20 protein-coding genes are annotated in these 25,243 nt (G+C 39.0%); 15 read left to right on the forward strand and 5 right to left on the reverse strand.

Going from position 1 to position 25,243, the window contains the following annotated elements:
- Window positions 1–23 precede the first annotated feature (23 nt).
- Entirely contained in the window at window positions 24–2,201 is a 2,178-nt protein-coding gene (locus QNH48_RS15590; RefSeq protein WP_283951000.1) for a malate synthase G, read from the forward strand.
- A 71-nt stretch (window positions 2,202–2,272) separates the two neighbouring features.
- A complete protein-coding gene (locus tag QNH48_RS15595) occupies window positions 2,273–3,103 on the forward strand; it encodes an IclR family transcriptional regulator (protein ID WP_283951001.1) in 831 nt (276 codons plus the stop codon).
- 519 nt (window positions 3,104–3,622) lie between these two features.
- On the opposite strand, the gene QNH48_RS15600 is transcribed toward QNH48_RS15595, so the two are convergent.
- On the reverse strand, window positions 3,623–4,654 hold the full coding sequence (locus QNH48_RS15600; protein ID WP_283951002.1) for an NADPH:quinone oxidoreductase family protein: 1,032 nt from the start codon (window positions 4,652–4,654) through the stop codon (window positions 3,623–3,625).
- Between the two features lie 52 nt (window positions 4,655–4,706).
- Here QNH48_RS15600 and QNH48_RS15605 point away from each other — a divergent pair, with 52 nt between their 5' ends.
- The 6 genes from QNH48_RS15605 (at window position 4,707) to QNH48_RS15630 (ending at window position 11,218) form a co-directional block, all read left to right on the forward strand.
- Window positions 4,707–5,114, forward strand: a complete 408-nt coding sequence (locus QNH48_RS15605) for an NAD(P)H-hydrate epimerase (protein WP_283951003.1) — start codon at window positions 4,707–4,709, stop codon at window positions 5,112–5,114.
- Window positions 5,115–5,134: 20 nt separating this feature from the next.
- Complete coding sequence (locus QNH48_RS15610) at window positions 5,135–6,253, forward strand: NAD(P)H-hydrate dehydratase (protein ID WP_283951004.1); 1,119 nt, start codon at window positions 5,135–5,137, stop codon at window positions 6,251–6,253.
- Between the two features lie 162 nt (window positions 6,254–6,415).
- Entirely contained in the window at window positions 6,416–7,600 is a 1,185-nt protein-coding gene (locus QNH48_RS15615) for an MFS transporter (RefSeq protein ID WP_283951005.1), read from the forward strand.
- Between the two features lie 124 nt (window positions 7,601–7,724).
- A complete protein-coding gene (locus QNH48_RS15620) occupies window positions 7,725–8,651 on the forward strand; it encodes a DUF1002 domain-containing protein (protein WP_283951006.1) in 927 nt (308 codons plus the stop codon).
- Between the two features lie 304 nt (window positions 8,652–8,955).
- Window positions 8,956–10,083, forward strand: a complete 1,128-nt coding sequence (gene ftsZ / locus QNH48_RS15625) for a cell division protein FtsZ (RefSeq protein ID WP_481858499.1) — start codon at window positions 8,956–8,958, stop codon at window positions 10,081–10,083.
- A 151-nt stretch (window positions 10,084–10,234) separates the two neighbouring features.
- Complete coding sequence (locus QNH48_RS15630; protein WP_283951008.1) at window positions 10,235–11,218, forward strand: proline dehydrogenase family protein; 984 nt, start codon at window positions 10,235–10,237, stop codon at window positions 11,216–11,218.
- A 148-nt stretch (window positions 11,219–11,366) separates the two neighbouring features.
- On the opposite strand, the gene ltrA is transcribed toward QNH48_RS15630, so the two are convergent.
- The gene (gene ltrA / locus QNH48_RS15635; protein ID WP_283955694.1) at window positions 11,367–12,626 is read right to left on the reverse strand and encodes a group II intron reverse transcriptase/maturase; all 1,260 of its coding nucleotides are present in this window, start codon (window positions 12,624–12,626) and stop codon (window positions 11,367–11,369) included.
- Window positions 12,627–13,354: 728 nt separating this feature from the next.
- Here ltrA and QNH48_RS15640 point away from each other — a divergent pair.
- The 4 genes from QNH48_RS15640 (at window position 13,355) to QNH48_RS15655 (ending at window position 17,942) form a co-directional block, all read left to right on the forward strand.
- Window positions 13,355–14,890, forward strand: a complete 1,536-nt coding sequence (locus tag QNH48_RS15640) for a DHA2 family efflux MFS transporter permease subunit (protein WP_283955788.1) — start codon at window positions 13,355–13,357, stop codon at window positions 14,888–14,890.
- 280 nt (window positions 14,891–15,170) lie between these two features.
- Complete coding sequence (locus QNH48_RS15645) at window positions 15,171–15,731, forward strand: DNA-3-methyladenine glycosylase I (RefSeq protein ID WP_283951009.1); 561 nt, start codon at window positions 15,171–15,173, stop codon at window positions 15,729–15,731.
- A 245-nt stretch (window positions 15,732–15,976) separates the two neighbouring features.
- Entirely contained in the window at window positions 15,977–17,023 is a 1,047-nt protein-coding gene (locus QNH48_RS15650; protein WP_283951010.1) for a VanW family protein, read from the forward strand.
- 133 nt (window positions 17,024–17,156) lie between these two features.
- Window positions 17,157–17,942 carry an SDR family oxidoreductase gene (locus QNH48_RS15655; RefSeq protein ID WP_283951011.1) on the forward strand — a complete coding sequence of 262 codons (786 nt, stop codon included), beginning with the start codon at window positions 17,157–17,159 and terminating at the stop codon, window positions 17,940–17,942.
- 58 nt (window positions 17,943–18,000) lie between these two features.
- Here QNH48_RS15655 and QNH48_RS15660 read toward each other — a convergent pair whose 3' ends face one another.
- The gene (locus tag QNH48_RS15660) at window positions 18,001–19,707 is read right to left on the reverse strand and encodes a hypothetical protein (protein WP_283951012.1); all 1,707 of its coding nucleotides are present in this window, start codon (window positions 19,705–19,707) and stop codon (window positions 18,001–18,003) included.
- A 156-nt stretch (window positions 19,708–19,863) separates the two neighbouring features.
- On the opposite strand from QNH48_RS15660, the gene QNH48_RS15665 reads away from it, so the two are divergent.
- The gene (locus QNH48_RS15665) at window positions 19,864–21,036 is read left to right on the forward strand and encodes an iron-containing alcohol dehydrogenase (RefSeq protein WP_283951013.1); all 1,173 of its coding nucleotides are present in this window, start codon (window positions 19,864–19,866) and stop codon (window positions 21,034–21,036) included.
- A 20-nt stretch (window positions 21,037–21,056) separates the two neighbouring features.
- Window positions 21,057–21,458, forward strand: coding sequence for an acyl-CoA thioesterase (locus QNH48_RS15670; protein ID WP_283951014.1), 402 nt, complete (start codon window positions 21,057–21,059; stop codon window positions 21,456–21,458).
- Between the two features lie 47 nt (window positions 21,459–21,505).
- Here QNH48_RS15670 and pepF read toward each other — a convergent pair whose 3' ends face one another.
- Complete coding sequence (gene pepF / locus QNH48_RS15675) at window positions 21,506–23,320, reverse strand: oligoendopeptidase F (protein ID WP_283951015.1); 1,815 nt, start codon at window positions 23,318–23,320, stop codon at window positions 21,506–21,508.
- A 113-nt stretch (window positions 23,321–23,433) separates the two neighbouring features.
- Window positions 23,434–24,150, reverse strand: coding sequence for a 23S rRNA pseudouridine(2604) synthase RluF (gene rluF, locus QNH48_RS15680; protein ID WP_283955789.1), 717 nt, complete (start codon window positions 24,148–24,150; stop codon window positions 23,434–23,436).
- A gap of 201 nt (window positions 24,151–24,351) precedes the next feature.
- Between rluF and QNH48_RS15685 the strand changes: the two genes are divergently transcribed.
- Entirely contained in the window at window positions 24,352–25,221 is an 870-nt protein-coding gene (locus QNH48_RS15685; RefSeq protein ID WP_283955790.1) for a cation diffusion facilitator family transporter, read from the forward strand.
- Window positions 25,222–25,243 lie beyond the last annotated feature (22 nt).

A 25,243-nucleotide genomic window follows, 5' to 3' on the forward strand; every position in this document is an offset into this window, starting at 1 on the left:
ACAATAACTAGGAGGAATTGTATATGGTTAACTATGTAAAAGTGGGAAATATACAGGTAGCGAGTGAACTCTATGAGTTTATTAATTCTGAGGCATTGCCAGGCAGTCAAGTAAAACAGGGAAGATTTTGGGCAGGATTTGAAAAAATCATCACCAATCTGACTCCAAAAAATAAGGAATTACTCGCAAGAAGAGGTGAACTTCAAAGGGAAATTAACACTTGGCATAGAGAGAATAAAGAATTCGATTTTAATAGATACAAAGCTTTTTTAGAGGAAATCGGCTATCTGCTGCTAGAACCAGAGGATTTTAACATTTCTACAGAAGGAGCAGATGATGAAATTGCACGTAAAGCTGGACCTCAATTGGTCGTCCCTGTTGATAATGCCCGCTATGCGATTAATGCAGCCAATGCTCGATGGGGTAGTTTGTATGACGCCTTATATGGCACTGATGTCATTAGTGATGAGGGTGATGCTAAGGCACAAGGTGGATATAATCCTGTACGTGGGGAAAAAGTCATCTCCTTTGCTAGAGAATTCCTTGACCACAGTGTTCCTTTGCAGGTTGGGTCACATAAAGAGGCTGTTAGCTACACCATTGACCAAGGAAGTTTAGTGGTAACCTTACGTAATGGGGATCAAGTTCGTTTGAAAAATGAAGCTAAATTTGCTGGGTATAAGGGTGAACCAACCCAGCCATCAGCTGTCCTATTGAAAAATAATGATAACTATTTTGAAATCCAAATTGATCACAGCCATCCAATTGGAAAAACGGATGCTGCAGGTGTAAAAGATATTCTCCTAGAATCGGCTCTTACTTCGATTATGGATTGCGAAGACTCTGTGGCAGCTGTGGATGCACAGGATAAGGTACTCGTTTATAGGAATTGGCTGGGCTTAAATAGAGGTAATCTTTCTGCCAATTTTACAAAAGGAAATAAAACCTTAACCCGAACGCTCAATCCTGACCGCAGTTACTTGTCACCTAGTGGCAGTGAATTCACTTTGCCAGGGCGTGCGTTAATGCTCGTTCGAAATGTAGGGCATTTGATGACTAATAATGCAGTCCTTGATGGGGACGGTAATGAAGTACAAGAGGGAATCATCGATGCTGTTGTTACCTCTCTATGTGCCAAGCATTCTATCATTGGAAATACCACCTTCAAAAATTCTGAAACCGGCTCCATTTATATTGTAAAGCCAAAAATGCATGGTCCCGAAGAAGCAGCATTTGCCAATGAGCTATTTAATCAGACAGAGGATTTACTAGGTTTAGTCAGAAATACATTAAAAATTGGAGTAATGGATGAGGAACGCCGCACATCGTTAAATCTAAAAGCCTGTATCCGGGAAGTTCAGGAGCGTGTTGTTTTCATTAACACTGGATTCCTTGACCGGACAGGTGACGAAATGCACACCTCCATGGAGGCAGGTGCGATGATTCGTAAAAATGAAATGAAATCCACACTTTGGCTGCAAAGCTATGAAAAATCAAATGTTAATAATGGTTTGTCAACAGGCTTCCAAGGAAGAGCGCAAATCGGTAAAGGAATGTGGGCAATGCCTGATTTAATGAAAAGTATGCTTGAGCAAAAAATCGGCCATTTATTGGCTGGAGGGAACACAGCATGGGTTCCATCTCCAACCGCTGCCACTTTGCACGCTCTGCATTACCACCAAGTAAATGTGAAGGAAGTACAAAATAATCTTTTTGGAAGTATTTCTGATTTACGTGATGATATTTTGCAAATTCCTGTTGCTGAGGATACAAATTGGAGTCAAGAAGAAATTCAAGCAGAGCTTGATAATAATGCTCAAGGGATTCTAGGTTATGTGGTAAGGTGGGTTGAGCAGGGAATCGGCTGCTCAAAAGTACCAGATATTAATAATATTGCACTTATGGAAGACCGAGCCACTCTTCGTATTTCCAGCCAGCACGTAGCGAACTGGCTGCATCATGGAGTTTGCAAGAAGGAACAAGTGGTTGAGACAATGAAGAGGATGGCAATGGTAGTGGATGAACAAAATGCTGGCGATTCTGCGTACAGACCAATGGCACCTGATTTCGATCAATCTGTTGCTTTCCAGGCTGCTTGTGATCTTGTATTTAAGGGCTATGACCAGCCAAGTGGATATACTGAACCCATCTTGCATAGCCGCCGACTTGAAGCGAAAGCTAAATTTTCAATCAGATCCTAATGTATGTTGAGGTCAGGGCGTTTTATTGACAAAATGCCCTGACAAAGTTCTGCTTAAAGAGGTGAGCAAGTTTGCAAAGAGATAATGTGGTGAAGTCTGTAAGCAGGGCACTGGATATTATCGCACTAGTGGGAATGAAAAAGGGCGGGCTTGGTGTTACAGAGATTGCTAATCAAATTGATATCAATAAAAGCTCTGTTTTTAGAACCCTTTCTACACTTGTTCAATATGGGTATATCGAGCAGGATCGTGAAACAGGTAAGTACAAGCTTGGCTATAAGTTTCTGGATATTAGTTCTAAGCTGTTAGAATCCATCGATATAAGGTCCGAAGCGAAACCCTTTCTAAAAGAACTAGAAAATATGACGAATGAAGTCATTCATCTCGTTGTCTACGACCAGGCGGAAGTCGTCTACATTGAGAAATTAGAAGGAACGGAAACCTTAAGAACCCATTCAAAGGTTGGAAAAAGAGCTCCGATGCATTGTACGTCCGTTGGGAAGGCCATTCTAGCCCATTTACCTGAAAATGATGTCCTTTCAATCCTGGACCGAAAAGGAATGCCCTATCATACAGACCATACCATTACTTCAATCGAGGCAATCCTTCAAGAGTTAAAACAAATAAGACAAAGAGGTTATGCTTTAGATTTGGAAGAAAATGAATCCGGGATAACCTGTATCGCTGCTCCAGTTTTTGATCATTTAGGAAAAGTAGTCGCAGCTGTGAGTATATCTGGACCAACCACAAGGATGACCAAGGATAGATTAACCCAGCTTGGACCGATTATGATTCAAACAAGCCTGCAAATATCAGGGAGACTAGGGCATTTGATTCCTGTACAAGGTGAAAAACGAGGCAAGAGTGGTTTAGAAGAGGCATCTGATTCCCGTCCAAGGTGAAAAACGAGGCAAGCGGGAACCAGAAGGGGCATCTGATTCCCATACAGGGTAAAAAACGAGGCAAGAGGGAACCAGAAGAGACATCTGATTTCCATACAGGGTAAAAAATGAGGCAAGCGGGAACCAGAAGAGGCATCTGATTCCCGTCCAAGGTGAAAAACGAGGCAAGAGGGAACCAGAAGGGGCATCTGATTCCCATACAGGGTAAAAAACGAGGCAAGAGGGAACCAGAAGAGGCATCAGATTCCCGTACAGGGTAAAAAACGAGGCAAGAGGGAACCAGAAGGGGCATCTGATTCCCGTACAGGGTAAAAAACGAGGCAAGAGGGAACCAGAAGGGGCATCTGATTCCCGTACAAAGTAAAAATCCAGGCAAGCGGGAACCAGAAGTAGCATCTTTCTGGTCTCATTCAAGGTGAAAATCCAGGCAACAAGGAAACAGACATTAAACCTAAATCCCTGTTCTCAGATACAGGAAGAAGCCGCGAAAACTTGAGTAAAGTTTTGCGGCTTTTTACTTTAAATTTTTACAATAAAACGACCTCTTGCCTGCCCTTGTAATATGATTGGCAGTGTCTGTGGAAGCTCTTCTAGTTTTATTTCTTTGAAAATGGAATCTAAAACTTCCGGTTTGAAATCAGCTGCCATTCGCTCCCAAAGTGGTTTGCGTACTTCCATCGGACAATAGACAGAGTCAATCCCGAGGAGATTAATACCTCGAAGGATGAATGGAAATACAGTCGTAGGTACGTTACCGCCACCTGTTAATCCACTGACAGCAACGGAACCATTGTAATGGATTTTACTTAAAATAGCCGCTAAAGATTCTCCGCCAACTGGGTCGACAGCAGCTGCCCAAAGTTGTGTATCTAGAGTTTTTACTTTTCCGTTGTATACTTCGTTCCTAGAAACAACCTCTTTTGCACCGAGTTTATGTAAATATTCATATTCACTTTCTTTCCCGGTACTGGCCACGACATCATAGCCTCGTTTAGCCAAAATAGCAACGGCGATACTTCCTACGCCTCCAGTAGCACCTGTAACTAACACTTTCCCTTTTTCAGGAGTTAGCCCATTTTCTTCAAGTCTTTGAATAGAAAGGGCTGCTGTAAACCCGGCGGTTCCGTAGATCATCGCTTCTTTTAACGAAAGGTTTTCTGGTAACGGTACCACCCAATCAGCTGGAATTCGTGCATATTCACTATACCCGCCATAATGGGAGACACCAATTTCATAACTAGTAGCAATGACTTGAACACCCGCTGAGTAACGAGGATCTTCAGAGGAGACTACAACTCCTGCCAAATCAATTCCTGGTACAAAAGGATAAGACCTTACAATTTTACCTTCAGGAATACTGGCTAATCCATCTTTGTAATTAATACTGGAATAGGCAACTTTGATCAGTACCTCGCCAGCTGGTAAATCATTAAGGGAAAGATCTTTAACCCCAACACTGAAATCAGTTTCTGTCTTATCAACGACTAAGGCTTTGAAATTCTCATTCAAAACGATGACCTCCATTAATTTAAAAATTTCCATTTTCATCATACTACATTATAGTTAAACTATAGAACTCTTACGTAAAACTGGAGTGGTGAATATGTTTGTGGCTGGACAAAAGGATATGCAAAAAATGGATCAATACACCATTGAAAAACTCGGCTTACCTGGTGCTGTGTTAATGGAAAATGCAGGTGCAAGGGTAGTTGAGGAAATTATCCAATATACTACTGATAAAAATACCAGAGTGATTGTTTTGGCTGGAGGTGGTAACAACGGCGGAGATGGATTTGTTATTGCTCGCAGGCTCTTTGATAATGGATTAAGTCCGAAACTATGGCTATTAGTAGATCCTGAACGAATAAAAGGGGATGCAAAAATTCATTTCGATGTTTACATAAAAAGGGGATTACCCCTATTCCAACTCAAAGAAGACAATTTACAAACACTTCGGGATGAATTGAATCAAGCAGACATCATATCGATGCCATTTTTGGGACGGGTGTAGATGGTCCTGTTCGACAACCTTTGCATGATGTTATTTCGCTGATTAATACATATGCAGGTAAGAAAACCATTATTTCGGTTGATATCCCATCAGGTGTTGGCAGTGAAAATGGGAAGGTAGAGGGTGTCGCTATTAAAGCAGACATGACCATTACTTTTGTGTTTCCCAAGAAAGGCTTCTTTTTAAATGATGGACCCCAATATGTTGGAAAGTGGAAGGCAGTCGATATTTCTGTGCCACCCTCGATTGTTGAAGAATTGGGGCTTGAAATGCCTAGGCTCATTACTGAAGAACTGGCTATTGCCTCCGTTCCAGTCAGACCCAAACATGGTCACAAGGGAACCTTCGGTCATGCACTGATTTTAGGCGGTTCTCTGCAATTTGTCGGTGCACCCATCTTTTCAGCAAAGTCTGCACTACATTCAGGGGCGGGATTAGTCACGTTAGCTGTTCCAGGTACAATTTATCCAATGGTCGCTGCACAAAATCCTGAATCTTTATTACTGCCTTTGCCTGCTGAGAATGGACATTTTTCTGATGAGGCAATTCACACTATCTCACCCATGCTTCATCAATTTGACACGGTTGCAGTTGGACCGGGAATGAGTAGATTTCAAGAAGGGGAAGCATGGATGAAATCCTTATTTTCTCACCTAACCAATCAACCCGTAGTGATAGATGCAGATGCATTATTCTTGCTCAGAAACCAATTGGACGTGCTGGATAACTATAAAGGAATAGTAATAATGACTCCTCATCCAGGTGAAATGTCAAAGTTGCTAAATAAAACGGTAAAAGAAGTGGAAGAAAATCGACTTGAAATTGCCAGCGATTTCGCGAAGGAACATTCTATTTATTTGCTGTTGAAAGGTCACCGTTCGGTCATTGCCACACCTACCGGCGAGCTATATATCAATCCGTACGGTCATGATGCTTTAGGAAAGGGCGGGAGTGGTGATATTCTCACAGGGCTTATTGCCTCGTTTCTTGCTCAAGGAGCTTCACCCTTACATGCTCTAATTTCTGCCAGCTATTTACATGCACGAGCTGGTGAAGAGAAAGCAAAAGTCCAATCGCACTATGGCGTAATGCCTTTTGATATCATTGAAGGGGTAAAAAAGCTTTTAAATGAGATGTAAGTTGTGTACTAAATTCATAACTTTGAACTAAAATAGAAAAAGGTAAAAAAATTAGGAGTTGATTTTATGTATGTGGTAAGACCCCCTTGTTAATCTAAAAAGACCATCCGTCCACCTCCTTAGATTTTTCTTTCAAAAGAAAAATGAGGAGGAGTTATCTGGATGATGGTAAAAAACATTAATAAACTGTACTTAATAATATTTTTCCATAACCTTATCCCTGCATATGTAATTGAAAGATTGTTCTGGGAGCAGCGGGGTATGTCGGTTTTAATGGTTGTGCTTTGCGAAATTATCTATGCCGTTACAATTGTCGTTTTTGAGATACCTACAGGAGTTTTGGCCGATAAATTTGGGCGAAAACCATTGCTCGTTTTGGGTGCATTCTTATCAATGTTGGAATTTATTATGCTGCTATCTGCCCATCACTTTTGGTCATTTGCCTTGGTAGTGAGTTTAGCAGGAATATCAAGCGCCTGTACAAGTGGTGCCTGGAATGCACTCCTCTATGACTCACTGGCAGCAGTCCAAAAGCAAAGATTTTTTGAGAAAATTGTCGGGAGAATGAATTCACTCGATTTTGTCGGCTCATTGATTGCGGCACTATCGGGGGGAGTCCTAGCAAAATATTATGGTTTTGAGTTTAACTATATTCTTTCGGCAATAAGCATGTTCCTTGCTTTTGTACTCACTTTGTTAGTAAAAGAGCCTTCAAGGATAAGTCTAAATGGAGATACACAAACGATACAGGAAAATTTTATGTTTTATATTAGAAAATCTTTTTCTATTTATAAAACCAATCCAAAGTTAGTTTCGATTATTACGCATGCAATGGCTATTGGTGCCTGCATCACGTATTTAGATGAGTTTTGGCAGCTTTATTTAGATGAAATTGGCTATTCTGTGCTTTTTTTCGGAGTATTTTCAGCTTTAATATCGCTGGCAAGAATTCCTGGAAACCTACTTGCTTCGTATCTGCGTAGCTATTTTATTGCAGAATCAATCATTCTATTTATACTAGGAATCACCACTGTGTGCTTTTTTATGACAGTTATTTTTCACGGCAGTATCGGCTTAATTATGATTCTAATCATCTTTTTAGCTAGTGGGGTAATGGATCCTATTGTAATTGGATATATTCACCATCATGGAAATTCAGAGATACGAGCCACAATGGAGTCCATACAATCCTTGATTGAGAGCATCATTACGTTTACAGTCGGCATCGTATTTGGAATGATCTCGACAAATATTTCAGTCATATCGGGTTTTTTCTTTTTAGGAGTTTTCTCCTGTCTTTTTTACTTTTTCTTTTTAAGAAAAATTCGGTGCTTTGCAAAAGGGTAGAGGCCATCCTCCGGGATGGTTTTCCTATTTTTCACACACTATAAGTTATCTAGTTGAAACCTATTTGCCTATTTATTCGTCTTTTTGGTTGTAGCAACTTAGAAATTTGTTAAGGAGAGATTATATGAAACGTTTTTATAAGGTGACGGCATTTGCTATTATTCTTGCTTTACTTTTTTCAGTAAGTAGTACAAGCAAGGTGTTCGCCGATACGAATACTAATGGCAATAATGAAGAAAGTATCAACGAAAAGTTTGGGCTGCCAATCGTGGTTTATGGAGAAGCATTATCAGAGGCTCAAAAGGATGAAGTTAGAGAGCTATTAAAGGTAAAGGATACAAGCAAGGTAAAAGAGATTACTGTTTCAGGAAAAGATCTTGTTACTTATATTAAAGGGGATCCACACTCTAATATGTATTCCTCCGCTAAAATTACGAGAAAAGATTCAGGTGAAGGACTTGTTATTAATCAGGTGACTCCCGAAAATATTACTGAGGTTACCAATGAAATGTATGCAAACGCCTTGTTGACTGCTGGTATTCAGGATGCCGTCGTGGATGTGGCTTCCCCGGTAAAGGTAAGCGGACATTCTGCGTTGGTAGGAATCTATAAAGCCTATGATGCAGGAGAAGGTGCAGGATTAAATAAAGAACGGACAGAGGTTGCCAATGAAGAGTTGAACTTAGCAACTGACTTGGCTAAAAAGGAAGGGTTAGATCAGGATAAGGTTAGTGAGCTATTAACTGAAATTAAAAAGGAAATAGCAGAGCAGAATCCAGCAACAAAAGAAGAACTTGCTGCTATTATTGATGAGAAGTTAAAGGCCCTGGAGATCAACTTAAGTGCAGAAGACCGACAGCTGTTACTAGACTTATTTGAAAAAATGAGAGACCTAAATATTAATTTCGATAATGTTAAATCACAGCTTGAAAATCTTACTAATGACATTCAGCAACGGATTGAAGAAGCAGTAGGCGACAAGAATTTTCTGCAAAAAGTAGCAGATTTCTTTAAAGAATTAATCGAAAGTATTAAAAGTATATTCTCATAATTCTTGGCTCAGTCTTTGAACTGAGCCTTTTATATGTTTGTAACAAAATTTTAATGATAAAAAAAAGAGGAATGACTACAGGACTATATAAAAATCCCCAGTTTTTTGTTAAAATAGAATTTAAGAATAAAGTTTCGACAAAATTCACAAAAATATGCTTTAGTTAGATTATAATTTATATTAGTGTAATAAATCTGCTATAAGCTTTAGAACCTAAAAATACTCATTTGAATTTTTTGAATTTTGAATATGAGGCAAAGAATTATGCGGGAGCAGGAGGAAATCTATCGTGTGGGATTTTGAAATGGACATAGATCAAGTTGCAAGAATTAAAGTTATTGGTGTTGGCGGCGGCGGTAATAATGCCGTTAACCGAATGATAGAGGACGGCGTTCAAGGAGTAGAATTTATCGCGGTTAATACAGATGCTCAAGCACTTAAACTATCAAAAGCAGAAATTAAAATGCAAATTGGCGCAACCTTAACGAGAGGTTTAGGCGCAGGTGCTAATCCTGAGGTTGGCAGGAATGCCGTCGAGGAAAGTAGAAAGCAGATCCAAGAAGTATTAAAAGGAGCAGATATGGTCTTTGTTACCGCTGGTATGGGCGGAGGAACTGGTACTGGTGCTGCGCCAGCTATTGCCCAAATCTCCCGTGAGCTAGGTGCTTTAACCATTGGTGTTGTGACACGTCCGTTTGGATTTGAGGGGCGTAAGCGCGCAACCAATGCAGCTGCAGGGATTGATTTGATGCGGGAAGCAGTAGACACATTGATTATTGTCCCTAACGATCGATTACTGCAAATCGTAGATAAGAAGACTCCTATGATTCAAGCATTTCGTGAAGCGGATAACGTGCTCAGACAGGGTGTGCAAGGGATTTCCGACCTAATTGCGGTTCCTGGATTAATCAACCTCGATTTTGCTGATGTTAAAACCATTATGTCTAATCAAGGGACAGCTTTAATGGGTATTGGTTTAGCTAAAGGTAAAGACCGTGCAGTCGAAGCAGCGAAGAAAGCTATTTCTAGTCCATTACTTGAAACTTCGATTGATGGAGCACAGGGAGTCCTAATGAACATCACAGGCGGCAGCAATTTAAGTCTTTATGAAGTACAAGAAGCTGCAGATATTGTTTCCTCTGCTGCAGACAAGGAATTAAATATGATCTTTGGTTCGATTATCAATGAAGACTTTAAAGATGAGATTATGATAACGGTCATCGCAACTGGTTTTTCTGAAACAGAACTTTCTTCAAGAAAAAGTGCGGCTGCGCCTACAAGGGACACGAATTCTAGACCACAGTCACAAGGTTTTTCACGACGTGAGCAAAGTGTTCAAGAAGAGCCCGTACAAAGTAATGAAAGACCAAGACAACAATTAGAAGATGGGTTAGATATCCCAACATTCCTTCGTAATCGAAATAGAAGATAAAAGCTTACAATGAAGGCCGCTCGAGAATAATCTCGGCGGTCTTTTTTTGATGAGAATAAAGCGCATACATTTTTTTTTTGAAAATATAAGGTCAATTTAAAACACTTATGCTAAAATAATATTGAAATAACAACAGCAAGGAGCAATCGCTATGTTGAAAGATATTTTTATAGGCTTATCTCAAAATCAATTTTTAAATAGTGCAGCTAAAAAGTATGGCTTAAAATTGGGTGCACAAAGTGTTGTTGCAGGTACCAATATTAATGAAGTAATAAAAAGTATTAAAGAGTTAAACGCACACGGTATCTCTTGTACAGTAGATAACCTAGGTGAATTTGTCTTTAAAGAAGAAGAAGCGACAGAAGCCAAGGAACAAATTCTTAACGTTATTGAAGCGATACATGAGCATAAGGTGGATGCGCATATTTCTTTAAAACCTACTCAATTAGGTTTGGATATCGAATATAGCTTTTGCTTAAGCAACCTCAGAGAAATCGTTGATAGAGCAAACAACTATGGTATTTTTGTTAACATTGACATGGAAGATACCAGCCATCTTCAGCCTACTTTTGATGTATTGGATGAATTGTCTAAGGAATATGACAACGTTGGAAGTGTTATTCAAGCTTATTTGCTGCGTGCTGATGAATACCTTGAAAAATATAAAAACTACCGTTTACGTATTGTAAAAGGGGCTTATAAGGAGCCCGCTGAATACGCTTACCAAGATAAGAAAGATATTGATGCAAACTTCATTAAATTAATCGAGTGGCATCTATTAAACGGAAAATTCACTTCGATTGCAACACATGATCATCACATTATTAACCATGTGAAGGAATTTGTTAAAAGGAACAACATCCCAAATGAACAATTTGAGATTCAAATGCTGTATGGTTTTAGAAAAGAACTTCAACTTCAATTGGCAAGTGAAGGCTATAACTTCTGTACGTATGTTCCATTTGGAAATGACTGGTATGGATATTTTATGAGACGACTTGCAGAAAGACCTCAAAACTTGAATCTAGTTGCAAAGCAAGTTTTTAACAAAAAAACAAACACAATTATCGGCGTAGCTGCAGGGGCATTTTTAATAGGAAGAATGACGAAAAATGCTAAGAAGAAACGTAGATAAGTGAATTGTAAACCCTTTCCGTTGCAATATTTTTTTAAACGGATCAAATTCTTAAAGTACAAAATTGAATATAAATCGAGTAGGAGGGGGTGACTAACCCCCGACCTCTCACACCACCGTACGTACCGTTCGGTATACGGCGGTTCTATTAAGATTGACGTAAAGTTTCATAACGGTTATATAGACTTTTCAACCCTCGTTGACTCCAATATGAGTTATCGAGGGTTTTGTGTAATATTGGGCTACAGGCGATTCTCCAGTATTTCTTTCTGGAGTTGCCCCATTCGTGCGCCTTGTAACCAGGGACGCCTAAACCAATCAGTTTTCTAACTCTAGTTTTAGATTTCTTCCACTGTTTCCATTCGCACATTCTTAGCCTTCTTCTTATCCATTCATCAAATTCTTTGAATTTGCTTGGAGTGTCCGCTAAAGCGAAGTACCCGCACCATCCTGTAAGATAGCGGTTTAACATTTCAATTCTTACCTCAAGTGGGATAGGTTTTGACCGAGAGGTAATTTCTCGAATCTTCGTCTTAAAGCGTTTAATGCTTTGTTTCGCTATTCGCACCTTCGGTTCTTTATTAAATGTGAAACTGAAACCAAGAAATTTCCGTTTCCACGGACGGTCGATTGCCGACTTATCCCTGTTTACCTTCAATTTTAGTTTCTGCTCAATAATCGTCGTAATGGATTCCATCACACGTTCCCCTGCTTTTAATGACTTAACATAAATGTTGCAGTCATCCGCATAACGGACAAACTTATGCCCTCTGGCTTCCAATTCTTTATCTAATTTATCAAGAATTATGTTTGAAAGTAGTGGACTGAGAGGTCCCCCTTGCGGAGTACCTTCCTCCGTTGATTGTACGACCCCATTAAGCATTACACCTGATTGAAGGTATTTCCTGATTAGTTTGAGAAGAATGCGGTCTTCAATTCTCTTAGCGAGTATTCCCATCAGTATGTCATGATTAACCTTATCAAAGAATTTCTCTAAGTCCATATCAATTACCCAGCGGTAACCTTCTTTGATATAACCCTTTGCCTTTCTTACCGCATTATGGGCGCTCCTGTTAGGTCGGAAACCATAGCTGTTTTCAGAAAATGTTGGATCAAAGATTGAGGTTAATACTTGGGCGATTGCCTGTTGGATGAAACGGTCTGTCACAGTCGGTATGCCTAAAAGCCTTATCCCTCCGCCTGGTTTCGGGATTCCGACACGGCGAACAGGAGAAGGTTGATAGTTACCTGTTCTCAAAGTTTCCCGAAGGGAATCCCAGTTTTCATAGAGATGTCGTCGTAGGAATTTTACGGACATTCCATCTATGCCGTGACTTCCTTTGTTCTGCTCTACCCTTTTTAGGGCAGTTAAGAGATTTTCCCGTGATAGAATTAGTTCCATTAACATGATGTTATCCTTTCTACGTGAATGAAGGTTCTGTTTATGCCGACTTTTGCTCCACCCTCCTAGAGTCCCCAACGGATTCACCGCTTCCTCCTTTAGGTAGGTCCTTTCGGATTGTCTGTGTTCAATGCAATCACCGAATGTGCAGACTTCATTCTTTCTTAATAGTTCAGTCCTTCCCATTCTTTCTCGAGTAAGAATGGTACTATGACTTCTGCTGACTTCTGATTGTTCAGCTATCCATTGCTAGATAGTTTACCAAGTGTACTTGGCTTATCAATCAGATCTCCCCGGGTAAGAGTACAGTCTTTCCCTCCATCTATCTGCTTCATTTACTCTGTACCACCTTCGGCAGTAAGGACTTTGTTTTGTGTTGCAAACTCATCCAATGATACCTAGCCTTATATGAAGTTCGTGTTCCTCAGACCGGAGGTTTGCCGCTCGCTTCCTTCAGATTCCGCGTCACCGCGGACACCCTTGCGTTAGGCTAACCATTACTACTGCCTTCATGGTTCGGGACTTTCACCCTAGAGACTGCACCCATGCCGGGCGCACAACAAAGAACTCGTGGCCATATGTTGGTCACGAGTTCTTTGTTATACTGAGGAGTTGATACTTGTCAATTTCTGTATTTATATATATTGAAATAAAAGAATTGGTTGTTTATGATAGATTTTATGGTTCAAATTGGGAAGAATAATAAGAAGATTTCAACAGGGGGATACATTCAAATGGAACAATCCATCAATAAGACTGAAAGGCCGCCATATGGTATTATTGCTGTATTAATGATTGGGGCCTTTATTGCATTTTTAAATAATACTTTATTAAATGTAGCGTTACCTTCCATTATGAAGGATTTAAATGTTGATACAGCTACGGTTCAGTGGCTGACGACAGGATTTATGCTGGTAAACGGGATTATGATTCCCTCTACCGCTTTTCTAATCCAAAAGTATACAGTCCGGCGATTATTCTTAGTCGCTATGGGGCTATTTACAGCAGGTACTATTATCGCAGGTATTGCTCATCACTTTCCTCTGCTTTTAACAGCTCGGTTGATACAGGCTTCTGGCTCTGCCATTATGATGCCGCTTTTAATGAACGTTATGTTAGTCAGTTTTCCGATTGAAAAAATAGGAACTGCTATGGGTGTTTTCGGACTCATTCTAATGTTTGCGCCAGCAATTGGTCCAACTTTGTCTGGCTGGATTATTGAACATTATGATTGGAGAATGTTATTCCACTTTGTTACACCAATTGCAGCGATTATTCTTTTTATAGGCTTTATGAAGCTTAAAGATAAAAAAGAGAAAGTGGATATCAAGCTTGATTTCTTTTCGTTATTGCTGTCAAGTATCGGTTTTGGTGGTTTGCTCTATGGGTTTAGTTCAGCTGGCAGTAAAGGCTGGGACAGCCCGCAGGTTTATTTGACTATCATCATTGGGGTTGTTTCATTAGTTTGGTTTATCTTACGCCAATTGAGGCAAGAGCGGCCAATGCTGAATTTCAGGGTTTTTAAATATAACATGTTTGCTCTTTCATCGGCTATTTCGATGATCCTAAATATTGCGATGTTTTCAGGTTTTCTACTTCTCCCTATTTATGTTCAAACCATTCGAGGGATCTCTCCATTGGATGCAGGATTAATGTTATTGCCGGGAGCCCTTGTTAATGCTTTCATGTCTCCCGTTACCGGAAGATTGTTTGACAAATTTGGCGGTCGTATATTAGCCATTACAGGGTTGTTCATTACAACCGTTACTACCTATTTATTCAGCATGTTATCGTTTGAAACGACCTATATGTATATGGTTTTTTTACATGCTATTCGTATGTTTGGAATGTCAATGGTGTTTATGCCTGTGTCGACCAATGGATTGAATCAATTACCGCCTCGTTTTTATCCCCATGGTACGGCGATGAACAATACCATGCAGCAGGTATCAGCTGCCATCGGTACAGGTTTATTGATTACTCTTATGTCTAATCGGTCAGCATCGTATGGAAAAGAACTTACTGAATCCGCCATGCAAAAAATGACCGAGCAGCCATCAGAAGCAGCCCTCGCGGAAATGCATCAACAAATTGCTCTGGAAGCAATGTTAGAAGGAATTAACTTTACCTTCCTTATATCAGCTATTATTATTGGCGTTGCATTGATTCTTGCGTTTTATATTAAACGAGCCAAACCTGATGAGGAGAACCTAGAAGAAAATCAACCTAAAAACAGTGATAATATGATAAAGAAATTGGCAGAAAATTAATCTTACAGTAAAGCAGTACTACCTGAAGAAAAACAACAGCCCATTTAAGTTTTTATTTAGTCATTTTCTATATGGTTATTTTCTCTTTACTAAGACTTCCTTAAAGTCAGTTATTCAAAGACTGCTGCCTATGCTGCGGAAAATATATGCCGTGTATTAAAAATAAATGATCGAAAATGCTGCCGAGTTATTTTGGCAGTTTTTTTTATGTGAAATGTTGATTTAATATAGTGAAAAAGATAAGTTTATTAAAATGATATTATTTAGGAGGAATTGACAGATGAAAAGATGCGGTTGGGTTAATCAGGATCCACTATATATTGATTATCATGATCATGAATGGGGCGTCCCTGTGTATGATGATCGATTACTATTTGAGTATTTGAACCTAGAGGGTGCTCAAGCGGGATTAAGCTGGTACACAATTTTGAAGAAGAGGGAAAATTACCGCAAAGCATTTGACCATTTTGAACCAAGTAAAATTATTAATTATGATGAAAAGAAAATCGAAGAACTTTTACAGAATGAGGGAATTGTTAGAAATAAACTAAAAATAAATGCAGTCATTACAAACGCAAAGGCATTCTTGAAGGTAAGTGAAGAGTTTGGTTCTTTCAGTAAGTATATTTGGTCTTTTGTAGATGGTAAACCGATAAAAAATCACTTTATTGATTTATCCGAAGTCCCGGCTACAACGGATATTAGTAATAAGTTAAGTAAGGATTTGAAAAAACGCGGCTTTAAATTTGTTGGGTCAACCATTTGTTATGCCTTTATGCAAGCGACGGGGATGGTAAATGATCATATAGAGTCTTGTATTTGCTACCATAAATCCCGGTGATATATATATAAATCTTTTATGTCTTTATCTTGTGAAAATCTTTTGAAAAATTTGTTGAAACCAATTATGATGAAATTCGTCTAATAAGTGTATCCAATTTAAGGAATTTGTAACAGGTGGTTAGCAGGAATTTTGTGTCTGAAAGTGGAATAGATTAAGAGAATGAGAGCGAAATCCTTTTTCTGAATATTCGAAAGTGTTTCGTTGGGGATGACGAGATTTTGGGAAAAGAGGAGAAGTTGTTTATGTCTATACGGACCTGGGTGATTTCATCCATATTAATTGGCAGTTTAATAGGATTAGCTGGCTGTGCGGAGAAAACAAATGGCAAAGAAGCCGCACTTGAGAACAAAGTAACAGAACTAGAAAAAAAGCTTGAAGAGCAAAAAGCTGCAGAAGAATCGGCAAGGAAAGCGGCGGAAGAAGCGGAAGCAAAGAGAATTGCCGAGGAAGAAGCGAAAAAGCCGAAGGTGGTAAATGTTATTGACCCAAGTACAAAAACCGTATTAAAAAGACTCATCCCAGTAGATATGGGTTTTGGAAGTGATAATGAAAAATATAAGCAGGAGCTAGAGCAATGGGCTAAGGAGTTAGCAAGGGGAACAGATACTACTCCTGGTTATGACTCAAAGATGATATTGGATAAAATTGATGTAAACGGTCAGGTTATTAAAGGGAAACCAAGAGTTGTTCTTGAAGAAGCAGAACTTGTGACGAAGGTACTCGAGGCTTCAGTCAAGGGCGGCGATGTTCTTCTGCCAATCTATGTTACTGAAAGCGGCTATAAGCCTGAAGACGCAGCCCATTTATCTGAAGTGGTGGTTGCAACTTATACAACTAAATTCAATCCTAGCATAACAGGGAGAAATAAAAACATTGAACTGTCTGCGCAGGCTATAGACAATGTCATTGTTGGAACAGGGGATATTTTCTCCTTTAATCATACAGTGGGACCGAGTGATGTGGAACATGGCTATCAGCCTGCTCAAGAAATTGTAAATAAGGAATTGGTCATGGGAATTGGCGGAGGTATTTGTCAAACATCCTCTACCCTGTTTAATGCAGTTGATCAATTAGCTATCGATTATGTAGAATGGCATCACCATTCCTTGACAGTGGGGTATGTACCTTCAGGGCGGGATGCAACAGTTTCATATGGTGGTAAAGATTTTCAATTTAAGAATACAGCGGGTGTCCCGTTCCTGATTAAGGCGATTTACAATGGAAATGGTACCCTCACAGTTGAAGTTAGAACATCTGCCGCCTATCAAAGTTTACTTCAAAAGCGATAACATGTCATAAAAAGGATTTGTGGGAGAATAAAGGCGCCGTCATTTTTTGATGGTGCCTTTTCAGTGTAGACATTTTTGTGAATGGTTCCTCGATGAAAGGGAACTATAAGGTAAAAAAGGATGGGTTGAAATATTGGAATTATTATTAAAAGGTCAAGTAGCATTTATAACAGGTGCAGGCTCTGGAATTGGCCGTTCTGCAGCATTAACATTGGCTGAAAACGGAGCAAAGGTTGCCTTAGTCGATTTACATCCTGAAAATTGTAAAGAGGTTAAACAGTTAGTTGAAGAAAAAGGGAGCGAGGCCCTAGTAATTGAAGCCAATGTTTCTTCAGTGGAAGACATGAAAAAAGGCTATAGCATGGTTATGGAGAAATGGGGCAGGCTGGATATTGTTTTTGCCAATGCTGGAATTAATGGTGTTGTTGCGCCGATTGAAGATTTGTCACCTGAAGATTGGGACCTGACCATTTCTAATAATCTTAAAAGTACTTTTTTAACTATTAAATATGCTATTCCTTACATGAAAGAAGAAGGCGGAAGTGTGATTATCACGAGCTCTATTAATGGTAATCGTGTATATAGAAACTTTGGGATGTCGGCCTATAGTACATCGAAAATAGGACAAATGGGATTTGGTAAGATGGCTGCCCTTGAGTTAGCCAAATATCGTATTCGTGTTAACATTATTTGCCCAGGTGGAATCGAAACTCATATAGGGGAAAACACTTGGAAAGAAAAAGAAGAATTAAAGGAAATTGAAATACCGATTAATTACCCAGAAGGAAGCCAACCCCTTGAGCATCATCCAGGAAAGCCCGAACAAGTTGCAGAGCTAGTTTTATTTTTAGCATCAAAGCAATCCAATCATATTACTGGAACAGAAATTTACATTGATGGTGCGGAGTCTCTATTATAAATTATTTCCAAAAACAGGCACCATCCAAATGGAGGGTGCCGTTTAAAATAATATTTTTTTATTCTAATCCTTCGATTACAATTTGTTTTGCTGGAAGGAAGTCCTCATCCGTATCCAAGTAGGTGACATTTACTTTGTCTCCTTCTTTTAAGTAAATGACCAATGGTTCTTTTTCAGAGGAAAGGATATAGCTTTTCTTGTTGTCTAAAAGGAATGAAACAACGGTGGAATCCCCTGTCTTTTCCTTATATACACGGAGTACTGTACCTGAAATCTGTTTTTCATCGGCTTTCGAGCTTCCATCAACTGAACCGCCGCCTCTTTGAAGGGCCGTTTTATACTGTTTTAAAGCTTCATTTGGAGTAACCCCGAACACCGAAATTTCTGGATTAGCTGCTGAAACGATGAAGTAATTCTGTAAAAATCCATTTGAATCAAGTACAGGTGTCAACCAGCTTGCCTCTCCATAGAAATTATAGATTACAGGCATTTCACCATGCCATTTCTTTTCAATGAATTTCTTTTCAATAATTTGTAAGGCACCTTGCGAATCCATATAAGATTCTTCAGGATTCCCTGTGTAATAGGTTGCTTCACCCGTACGCGAATTTGTCAGCGAGTAGCCGAGCATGGAATCGACGCCTTCTTTAGGGCTAGTGAAGTCAGTGAAATAATACATTACACCATTTTGGTTGAATATCGGGCTTACATTCGCCTCAGTACCTTCATCAGAAGGAAGTTTTACATCCGATTTACCAAAGAGGCTATTCCAAAACCCGTGAATATAATTTCCGAAGTAACTATTTTGCAAGCTGACTATTTCTGGTGATACAGCACCATCAATAAATTCTGGGACTTCTGATAGAGAATACGACTTTGTATCGCCATTTCTGGAATCCACTACCACAACACCTTTAACATCAAATCCATTACGAGCAGAAATAAATTCTCCGTAGGAACGGATATAATAAGGTTTTCCTTCATCATCAATTTCTAATTGAACATCACCATAGAAAATATCTTTCGGGTACTGCATACGAATATGGCGCTCAATGGACTTATTAAAATAAGAAGAAGGGGTATAGATCATTTCTGATTTTATAAATTTTGGATTAGCAGAAGAATCTGTTGCACTTAAAGTGAAATAACCAGGTGTTTCTTTCCCTTTCCACCATTTGAAAAAACCAGAGAACTCAACAGGAGCTATATAGACATAATCTCCTTTTACCTTTTGAATTTGAAGATTTCCCAGTTCATAATAGCTCGTATTTGGCACTTGACCAAAAGCTTTTTTCATTTTATTACGGGCGAATTCAGGTGGTACACTAGCAGGTGTTTCTTTCTCGTCAAAGGACTTAATTTCCACTTCCTGCTCCATTTGAGCAATCTCATATTTTTCATCCGCATTAAATAGAAAGGCAGTGAGAAAGTAAATTCCAAAGAATAGGCTGACTGCAAACAACAGTGCTTTTACTTTTCTTTCCAATCCAGTGGATAGTAAGGCACCTAACGCAGTAATGATAATCGTAAACACCCATAAAGATGAGGGATTCCTATCAAAATTTGTGAAATAATAGTAAACAAAAACAGAAGGAATCAGAACTACTATAACAGCGATAATTACTCCGGGAAAAAGCTTTCTATCACCTTTTGAACTCTTTTTATTACTTTTCCTATCGGCAGACTTATCATCCCTATAAATCGGTATAAGAACAAGAGCAGACACAATAGCGATAATCAGCACAAACAAAAACGTATTCCCCATATCCAATTCCCCTTCATAATCAATTATCTTTTTACTGATACTCTTTATATACGAGTATATAGGAAGAAAGTTTCAATTTTAAAATAGTTTGTATAAAAGTATAAAACATCATACATTTACATAATGAATATATAAATTGGAAAAGGGGATGGGTAGATGTTTCAATTTGTTTCACCAATGCATATTTATCATGGTGAAGGTTCACTTAATAAATTGGCAGATATTATTAAGGCATACGCTTGTAAAAAGGTTTTTCTCCTTACAGATCCAGTATTAAAAGATTTGGGAGTAATTGAACCTATTCTACTGCTATTAGAGCAACAAAGTATTCGGGTGCATTTATCAACCAAAGTTGTACCTGAGCCCTCTTTAGAAGTTGGAAATCAGGTCGTTGATGAGATTAGAAAAAGTAAAGCTGAGTTAGTAATTGGGATTGGCGGCGGCAGTGCGCTAGACTTAGCGAAGGCTGGAGCAGTTTTGGCGGAAAATGAGGGTTATGTGCAGGATTACTTAAATTTGAGCGGAGGTAAGAAGTTTTCTCGCAGGGGACTTCCAAAGATATTGATCCCTAGTACAGCAGGCACTGGTGCAGAGGTTACAGACATTGCCGTGTATTCGTTAGAAGAGACAAAGGATGTCATTACACATGAATTTTTACTTGCGGATTATGCCATTGTAGATCCTGTTCTGACATACACGCTTCCACCAAGAGTTACGGCTGCAAGCGGAATAGATGCCTTTACACATGCATTAGAGGCGTATACTTCCATTAACGCAACTCCGTTAACAGACACACTGGCATTAGAAGCGATGCGCAGAATCGTTGGCAGCATTAGAACTGCTGTTTGGAATGGGAAGGATAAAGCAGCTAGGGAACATATGGCCCTCGGAAGTTTATTAGCAGGTTTAAGCTTTTATAACGCCGGGGTTGCAGCTGTGCATGCCCTTGCCTATCCATTAGGCGGATTGTTTAAACTGCCGCACGGGGAATCGAATGCCGTATTGCTACCATATGTTTACGATGATATTTGGCACGCCTGTGTGGATAAAATGGTCAAAGTAGCAGAGATTTTTAAACTGCCTTCTGATGGAAAAAGTGATCGTGAATTAGCTAAAGATGTGGTCCGAAGTTTACTAGATTTAGTTCAAGATGTTGGATTGCCAACAACCCTAGAATCCTACCATATCCAAAGAGCAGACATTATGGTATTAGCAGAAAATGGAATAAAACAAAAAAGGCTATTAAATAGAAGTCCAAAACCATTTACGATTGAAACCATCGAGAAAATCTATCGAAACGCCTTCGATGGAGTATTATCGAATTGTTAGTTTGAAAGGACGAGTATACTATGTATAAAAAAATCATTGAGCCTCGTGTATCTGAAACAGATGGTGTAGGTCATATCAACAATACAACGATTCCTGTTTGGTTTGAAGCGGGGCGGAACGATATATTTAAATTGTTTACCCCAGATGCTTCATTCGTAAATTGGAAGATGATTATATTAAATATGAACGTAGATTATTTAAAGCAAATCTATTTTGGCAGAGATGTTGAGGTTTTCGTTTGGGTTAAAAGGATTGGTAATTCTAGTTTAGTATTATATGAAGAAATCCATCAGGATGGTCAGATATGCGCGAAAGATACAGTAACGTACGTAAATTTTAATCTCCAAACCCAAAAATCCGAACCTATTCCTAATGAAATAAGAAGTGCATTAGAGTTACACTTTTATCATGAAAATGAATAAAAAAGTGCAGGCACCTTCCAGAAATTGGAGGGAGCCTAGCACTTTTTTTAGGTGTATGACTTTTCTAATTCCTCTATTAATGAACCAACATATGCTACTGCTTTACAGACTGGCTCAGGTGTCGACATATCAACACCAGCGTGTTTTAGTAGCTCAAGAGGTTTCATTGTTCCACCAGCACGAAGTACTTCGAGCCAGCGGTCAACAGCAGGCTGACCTTCTTCCTGAATCAATTGTGCCACTGCAGTAGAAGCGGTCAAGCCGGCAGAATAGGTATATGGATACAAGCCCATGTAATAGTGAGGCTGACGCATCCAAGTTAGGCTTGCACCTTCATCGATTTCCACAGTGTCTCCCCAGAACTCAGAAAGTACATTCCTAGTCAATTCAGATAGAGAATTAGCAGTAAGTGCGTTTCCGCTTTCAGCTAATGCATAAACCCTGCGTTGATATTCTGCCTCTAGAAGATGGGTAACAAAATTATGATAATACGTTCCTAGCAACTGAAGAACCACCCAGCGGCGCATTTGTTTGTCTTCATTATTGGCTAAAAGGTGCTGTCCTAATAAAAGCTCATTCATGGTAGATGGAGCTTCAATGAAATACATGGATGGACGAACATTCATGATTCTTTGATTTTTGTTCGCCAAGTAGAAATGACCTGCATGCCCAAATTCATGTGCCAGGGTAAAACAGCCGCGCATATTATCCTGCCATGTAACCAAAATGTAGGGGTGCGATCCGTAGGGACTTGAGCAGAAGGCGCCAGTGGATTTCCCGATATTGTCCGCAAGATCCACCCATCTCTCTTTGAAGCCCTTTTCAATAATTTCACTATATTCTGGTCCCATCACTTTTAAAGATTCTAAAATAAGCTGACTAGCTTCTTTATAGGTTGTCTCTGGATTAAAGTCAGGATCTAAGGGTGCTTTCAAATCACAAAACTTCATAACATCAAGACCTAATGCCTTTTTCTTCAACTTTGCAAAGCGGCGCATATGAGGAGCCAGCTCATTAAAAATAATATCAATCTGGTTGTTGTACATATCAAGTGTTACCTGATGTGGTTCTAAGAGCATTTGTTCAACTGACTGATAGTTTCTAAATCGAGAAAGAGTTACTTGTTTTTTCACTTCAGCTGAATAGGCAGCTGCGATTGTGTTTTTATATTGTTTTAGTGTTGAAACGAAAGAGTCATAGGCTTTTCTGCGTGTTTCTGTATCTGAAGAAAACTCGTAGCGGTTTTCAAATAATGCAAAGGATACCGGTAATTCATTTCCCTCACTATCCGCGATAGGAGCAAAGTCCATGTCTGCTAATTTAGCCATGCTATAAATGGTATAAGGGGCACCATGTACCTCACCTAAAGCAGCTAAAACCTCTTCCGTTTCGGGTGAAAGTCGATGTTTTTTCGTTTCGAGCAGCTCGAGTAAATCTTTTCGAAAAGGTTGAAGGTCCGGATTCTCTTGAAGGTATGTTTCAATCGTTCCATCTTCTAGTGAAAGAATCTCTGAATTAATAAATGATAATGCGGCAACCATTTTTGTCCGTAATGCCGATAATTTCGCTGAATTTGACTGATTAATAGGATCTGTCCCATCCGCAGATTGTTTCAAGCTTGCATACGTTGCTGCCTTGACCATTTTCATCAATAAATTTTCCTGATCAATCAAGCACGATGATAAATCTTTTGAGCTAGTATGTAATGTCCCTTTAAATACCTCAATCTTTACAATATCTGTTTCAATCACTTCAAGTTCTTTTTCCCATGCCTGCTCTGATGCAAATAGATCATTAAGATTCCAAGTTAGTTCCTCTGGAACCATTGATCGGGTCAGCCGTTTTTCTACCGTCTTTACCATTAAGTATCCCCTCCAATTAATCCTTCGTGTATCTAAGTAATATCATATATTATTTGAAAATTATAGCAACTAAAAAAATGGAGTCACACCATATAAGGTTTGACTCCATTTTTTCACCATTCTCTAGGTTCATAATTAAGATCACTAAATAATTGATTCTTTTCTTTCTTCGTTAAATCTCTCCATTGACCAATAGGGAGGTTTCCTAAGTTAATATTCATAATCCGAATTCTCTGCAGACGAACAACAGAAAACCCTAGTGTCGAGCACATCCGTCGAATTTGACGATTTAGCCCTTGTGTTAGGATAATCTTAAAAACATACTTAGATAATTGCTCCACTTTACATGGAAGAGTTTTCGTATCAAGGATTCTAACTCCTTCAGACATCTTCTTTAAAAACTCCGAAGTAATTGGCTTATCCACCGTAACTATATATTCTTTTTCATGCTTATTCTCCGCACGCAGGATTTCATTAACAATATCTCCATCATTCGTAAGGAGGATTAATCCATCTGAATCTTTATCTAGTCTTCCAATATTAAAAATTCGTAGTGGGTGATTGACTAAATCAACAATGTTGCCTTTGATATGTTTTTCAGTAGTACTTGTAATCCCGACGGGTTTATTTAAGGCTATGTAGACATAGTTTTTGGCTACCCTAATGGTTTCACCATTTACACGAACCACATCACCAGGCTCCACTTGACTGCCAACCTTCGCCACTTTTCCGTTTATTGTGACTCTACCTTCTTCTATCCATTTATCTGCACCCCGTCTTGAAGTTTTTCCGGATTCAGATATAAATTTATTTAATCGCAGGTTCAACACATCCTTCATTTCGTTGAATATGTTCTTAGAATACTTAACTGCTAGCTTAATTTCAAGGCTAAGATAAATTGGATGTTTACCAATCCCAACTTTTTTTCATCCCTGATATATATTTCGAACAGGGGAAAAAGGTTTCTCTAGACCCACTAGATGTTTTTGTTCAATAATATATATAGGGAAAAGAAGTGGGTGAGTGAAATGATTGAAGAACAAGGATTTTTGGATTTAAAAAGAGGAGAGCGCGGAGCAATTATAAGCATTATTGCCTATATATGTTTGTCTGCATTGAAATTAGCAGTTGGTTATTTTGCAAATTCCGAGGCATTGAAAGCTGATGGATTAAACAATGTAACGGATATCATAGCATCTGTTGCTGTTCTAATTGGACTTAAATTATCACAAAGGCCAGCGGATGATGACCACCCCTATGGACATTGGAAAGCCGAAACTGTAGCTTCTATGGTTGCCTCGTTTATTATGATGGCAGTAGGTCTGAAGGTTGCATACGATGCTATTTTTAGTATTTTCTACGCACAAAAGGAATCTCCGGACGTAATTTCCGCCTGGACGGGATTATTTTGTGCTTTCGTTATGTACTTTGTTTATCGGTATAATAAAAAACTAGCAACAGAAATAAACAGCCAATCTGTCATGGCCGCAGCTAAGGATAATCTCTCTGATGCATGGGTAAGCGTCGGGACGTTCATTGGTATTATCGGGGCACAGTTTGGTCTGCCATGGCTAGATCCTCTAGCAGCAGTCATTGTGGGATTCCTCATTTGTAAAACTGCTTGGGACATTTTTAAAGAAGCCTCTCTCTATTTAACTGATGGTTTTGATGAAAAGGAAATAGAAATATATAAACAGACCATCCATCATTGTCAGGGAGTAAAGGGTGTGAAAGAAATTAAAGCTAGAAATTACGGGAATAACGTTGTTGTTGATGTTGTCATCCTTGTTAATTCCACATTAGATGTTAAAAATGCCCATGATATTGCTACAAAAGTAGAAGATGAATTAATTGCAAAACATAAGGTTTATGACGTACATGTTCATGTTGAACCAAAATAATGACCATTCATGAATCGTAATG

This window comes from Neobacillus sp. YX16, assembly GCF_030123505.1.
In the GTDB taxonomy this organism is placed as follows: Bacteria; Bacillota; Bacilli; order Bacillales; family Cytobacillaceae; genus Neobacillus.

Coding starts and splice junctions, on each gene's coding strand:
- QNH48_RS15590 (WP_283951000.1), top strand. CDS start 24: ATGGTTAACTATGTAAAAGTGGGAAATATACAGGTAGCGAGTGAACTC.
- QNH48_RS15600 (WP_283951002.1), bottom strand. CDS start 4,654: ATGATGAAAATGGAAATTTTTAAATTAATGGAGGTCATCGTTTTGAAT.
- QNH48_RS15605 (WP_283951003.1), top strand. CDS start 4,707: ATGTTTGTGGCTGGACAAAAGGATATGCAAAAAATGGATCAATACACC.
- QNH48_RS15615 (WP_283951005.1), top strand. CDS start 6,416: ATGATGGTAAAAAACATTAATAAACTGTACTTAATAATATTTTTCCAT.
- QNH48_RS15620 (WP_283951006.1), top strand. CDS start 7,725: ATGAAACGTTTTTATAAGGTGACGGCATTTGCTATTATTCTTGCTTTA.
- ftsZ (WP_481858499.1), top strand. CDS start 8,956: ATGGACATAGATCAAGTTGCAAGAATTAAAGTTATTGGTGTTGGCGGC.
- QNH48_RS15630 (WP_283951008.1), top strand. CDS start 10,235: ATGTTGAAAGATATTTTTATAGGCTTATCTCAAAATCAATTTTTAAAT.
- ltrA (WP_283955694.1), bottom strand. CDS start 12,626: ATGTTAATGGAACTAATTCTATCACGGGAAAATCTCTTAACTGCCCTA.
- QNH48_RS15640 (WP_283955788.1), top strand. CDS start 13,355: ATGGAACAATCCATCAATAAGACTGAAAGGCCGCCATATGGTATTATT.
- QNH48_RS15645 (WP_283951009.1), top strand. CDS start 15,171: ATGAAAAGATGCGGTTGGGTTAATCAGGATCCACTATATATTGATTAT.
- QNH48_RS15650 (WP_283951010.1), top strand. CDS start 15,977: ATGTCTATACGGACCTGGGTGATTTCATCCATATTAATTGGCAGTTTA.
- QNH48_RS15660 (WP_283951012.1), bottom strand. CDS start 19,707: ATGGGGAATACGTTTTTGTTTGTGCTGATTATCGCTATTGTGTCTGCT.
- QNH48_RS15665 (WP_283951013.1), top strand. CDS start 19,864: ATGTTTCAATTTGTTTCACCAATGCATATTTATCATGGTGAAGGTTCA.
- QNH48_RS15670 (WP_283951014.1), top strand. CDS start 21,057: ATGTATAAAAAAATCATTGAGCCTCGTGTATCTGAAACAGATGGTGTA.
- pepF (WP_283951015.1), bottom strand. CDS start 23,320: ATGGTAAAGACGGTAGAAAAACGGCTGACCCGATCAATGGTTCCAGAG.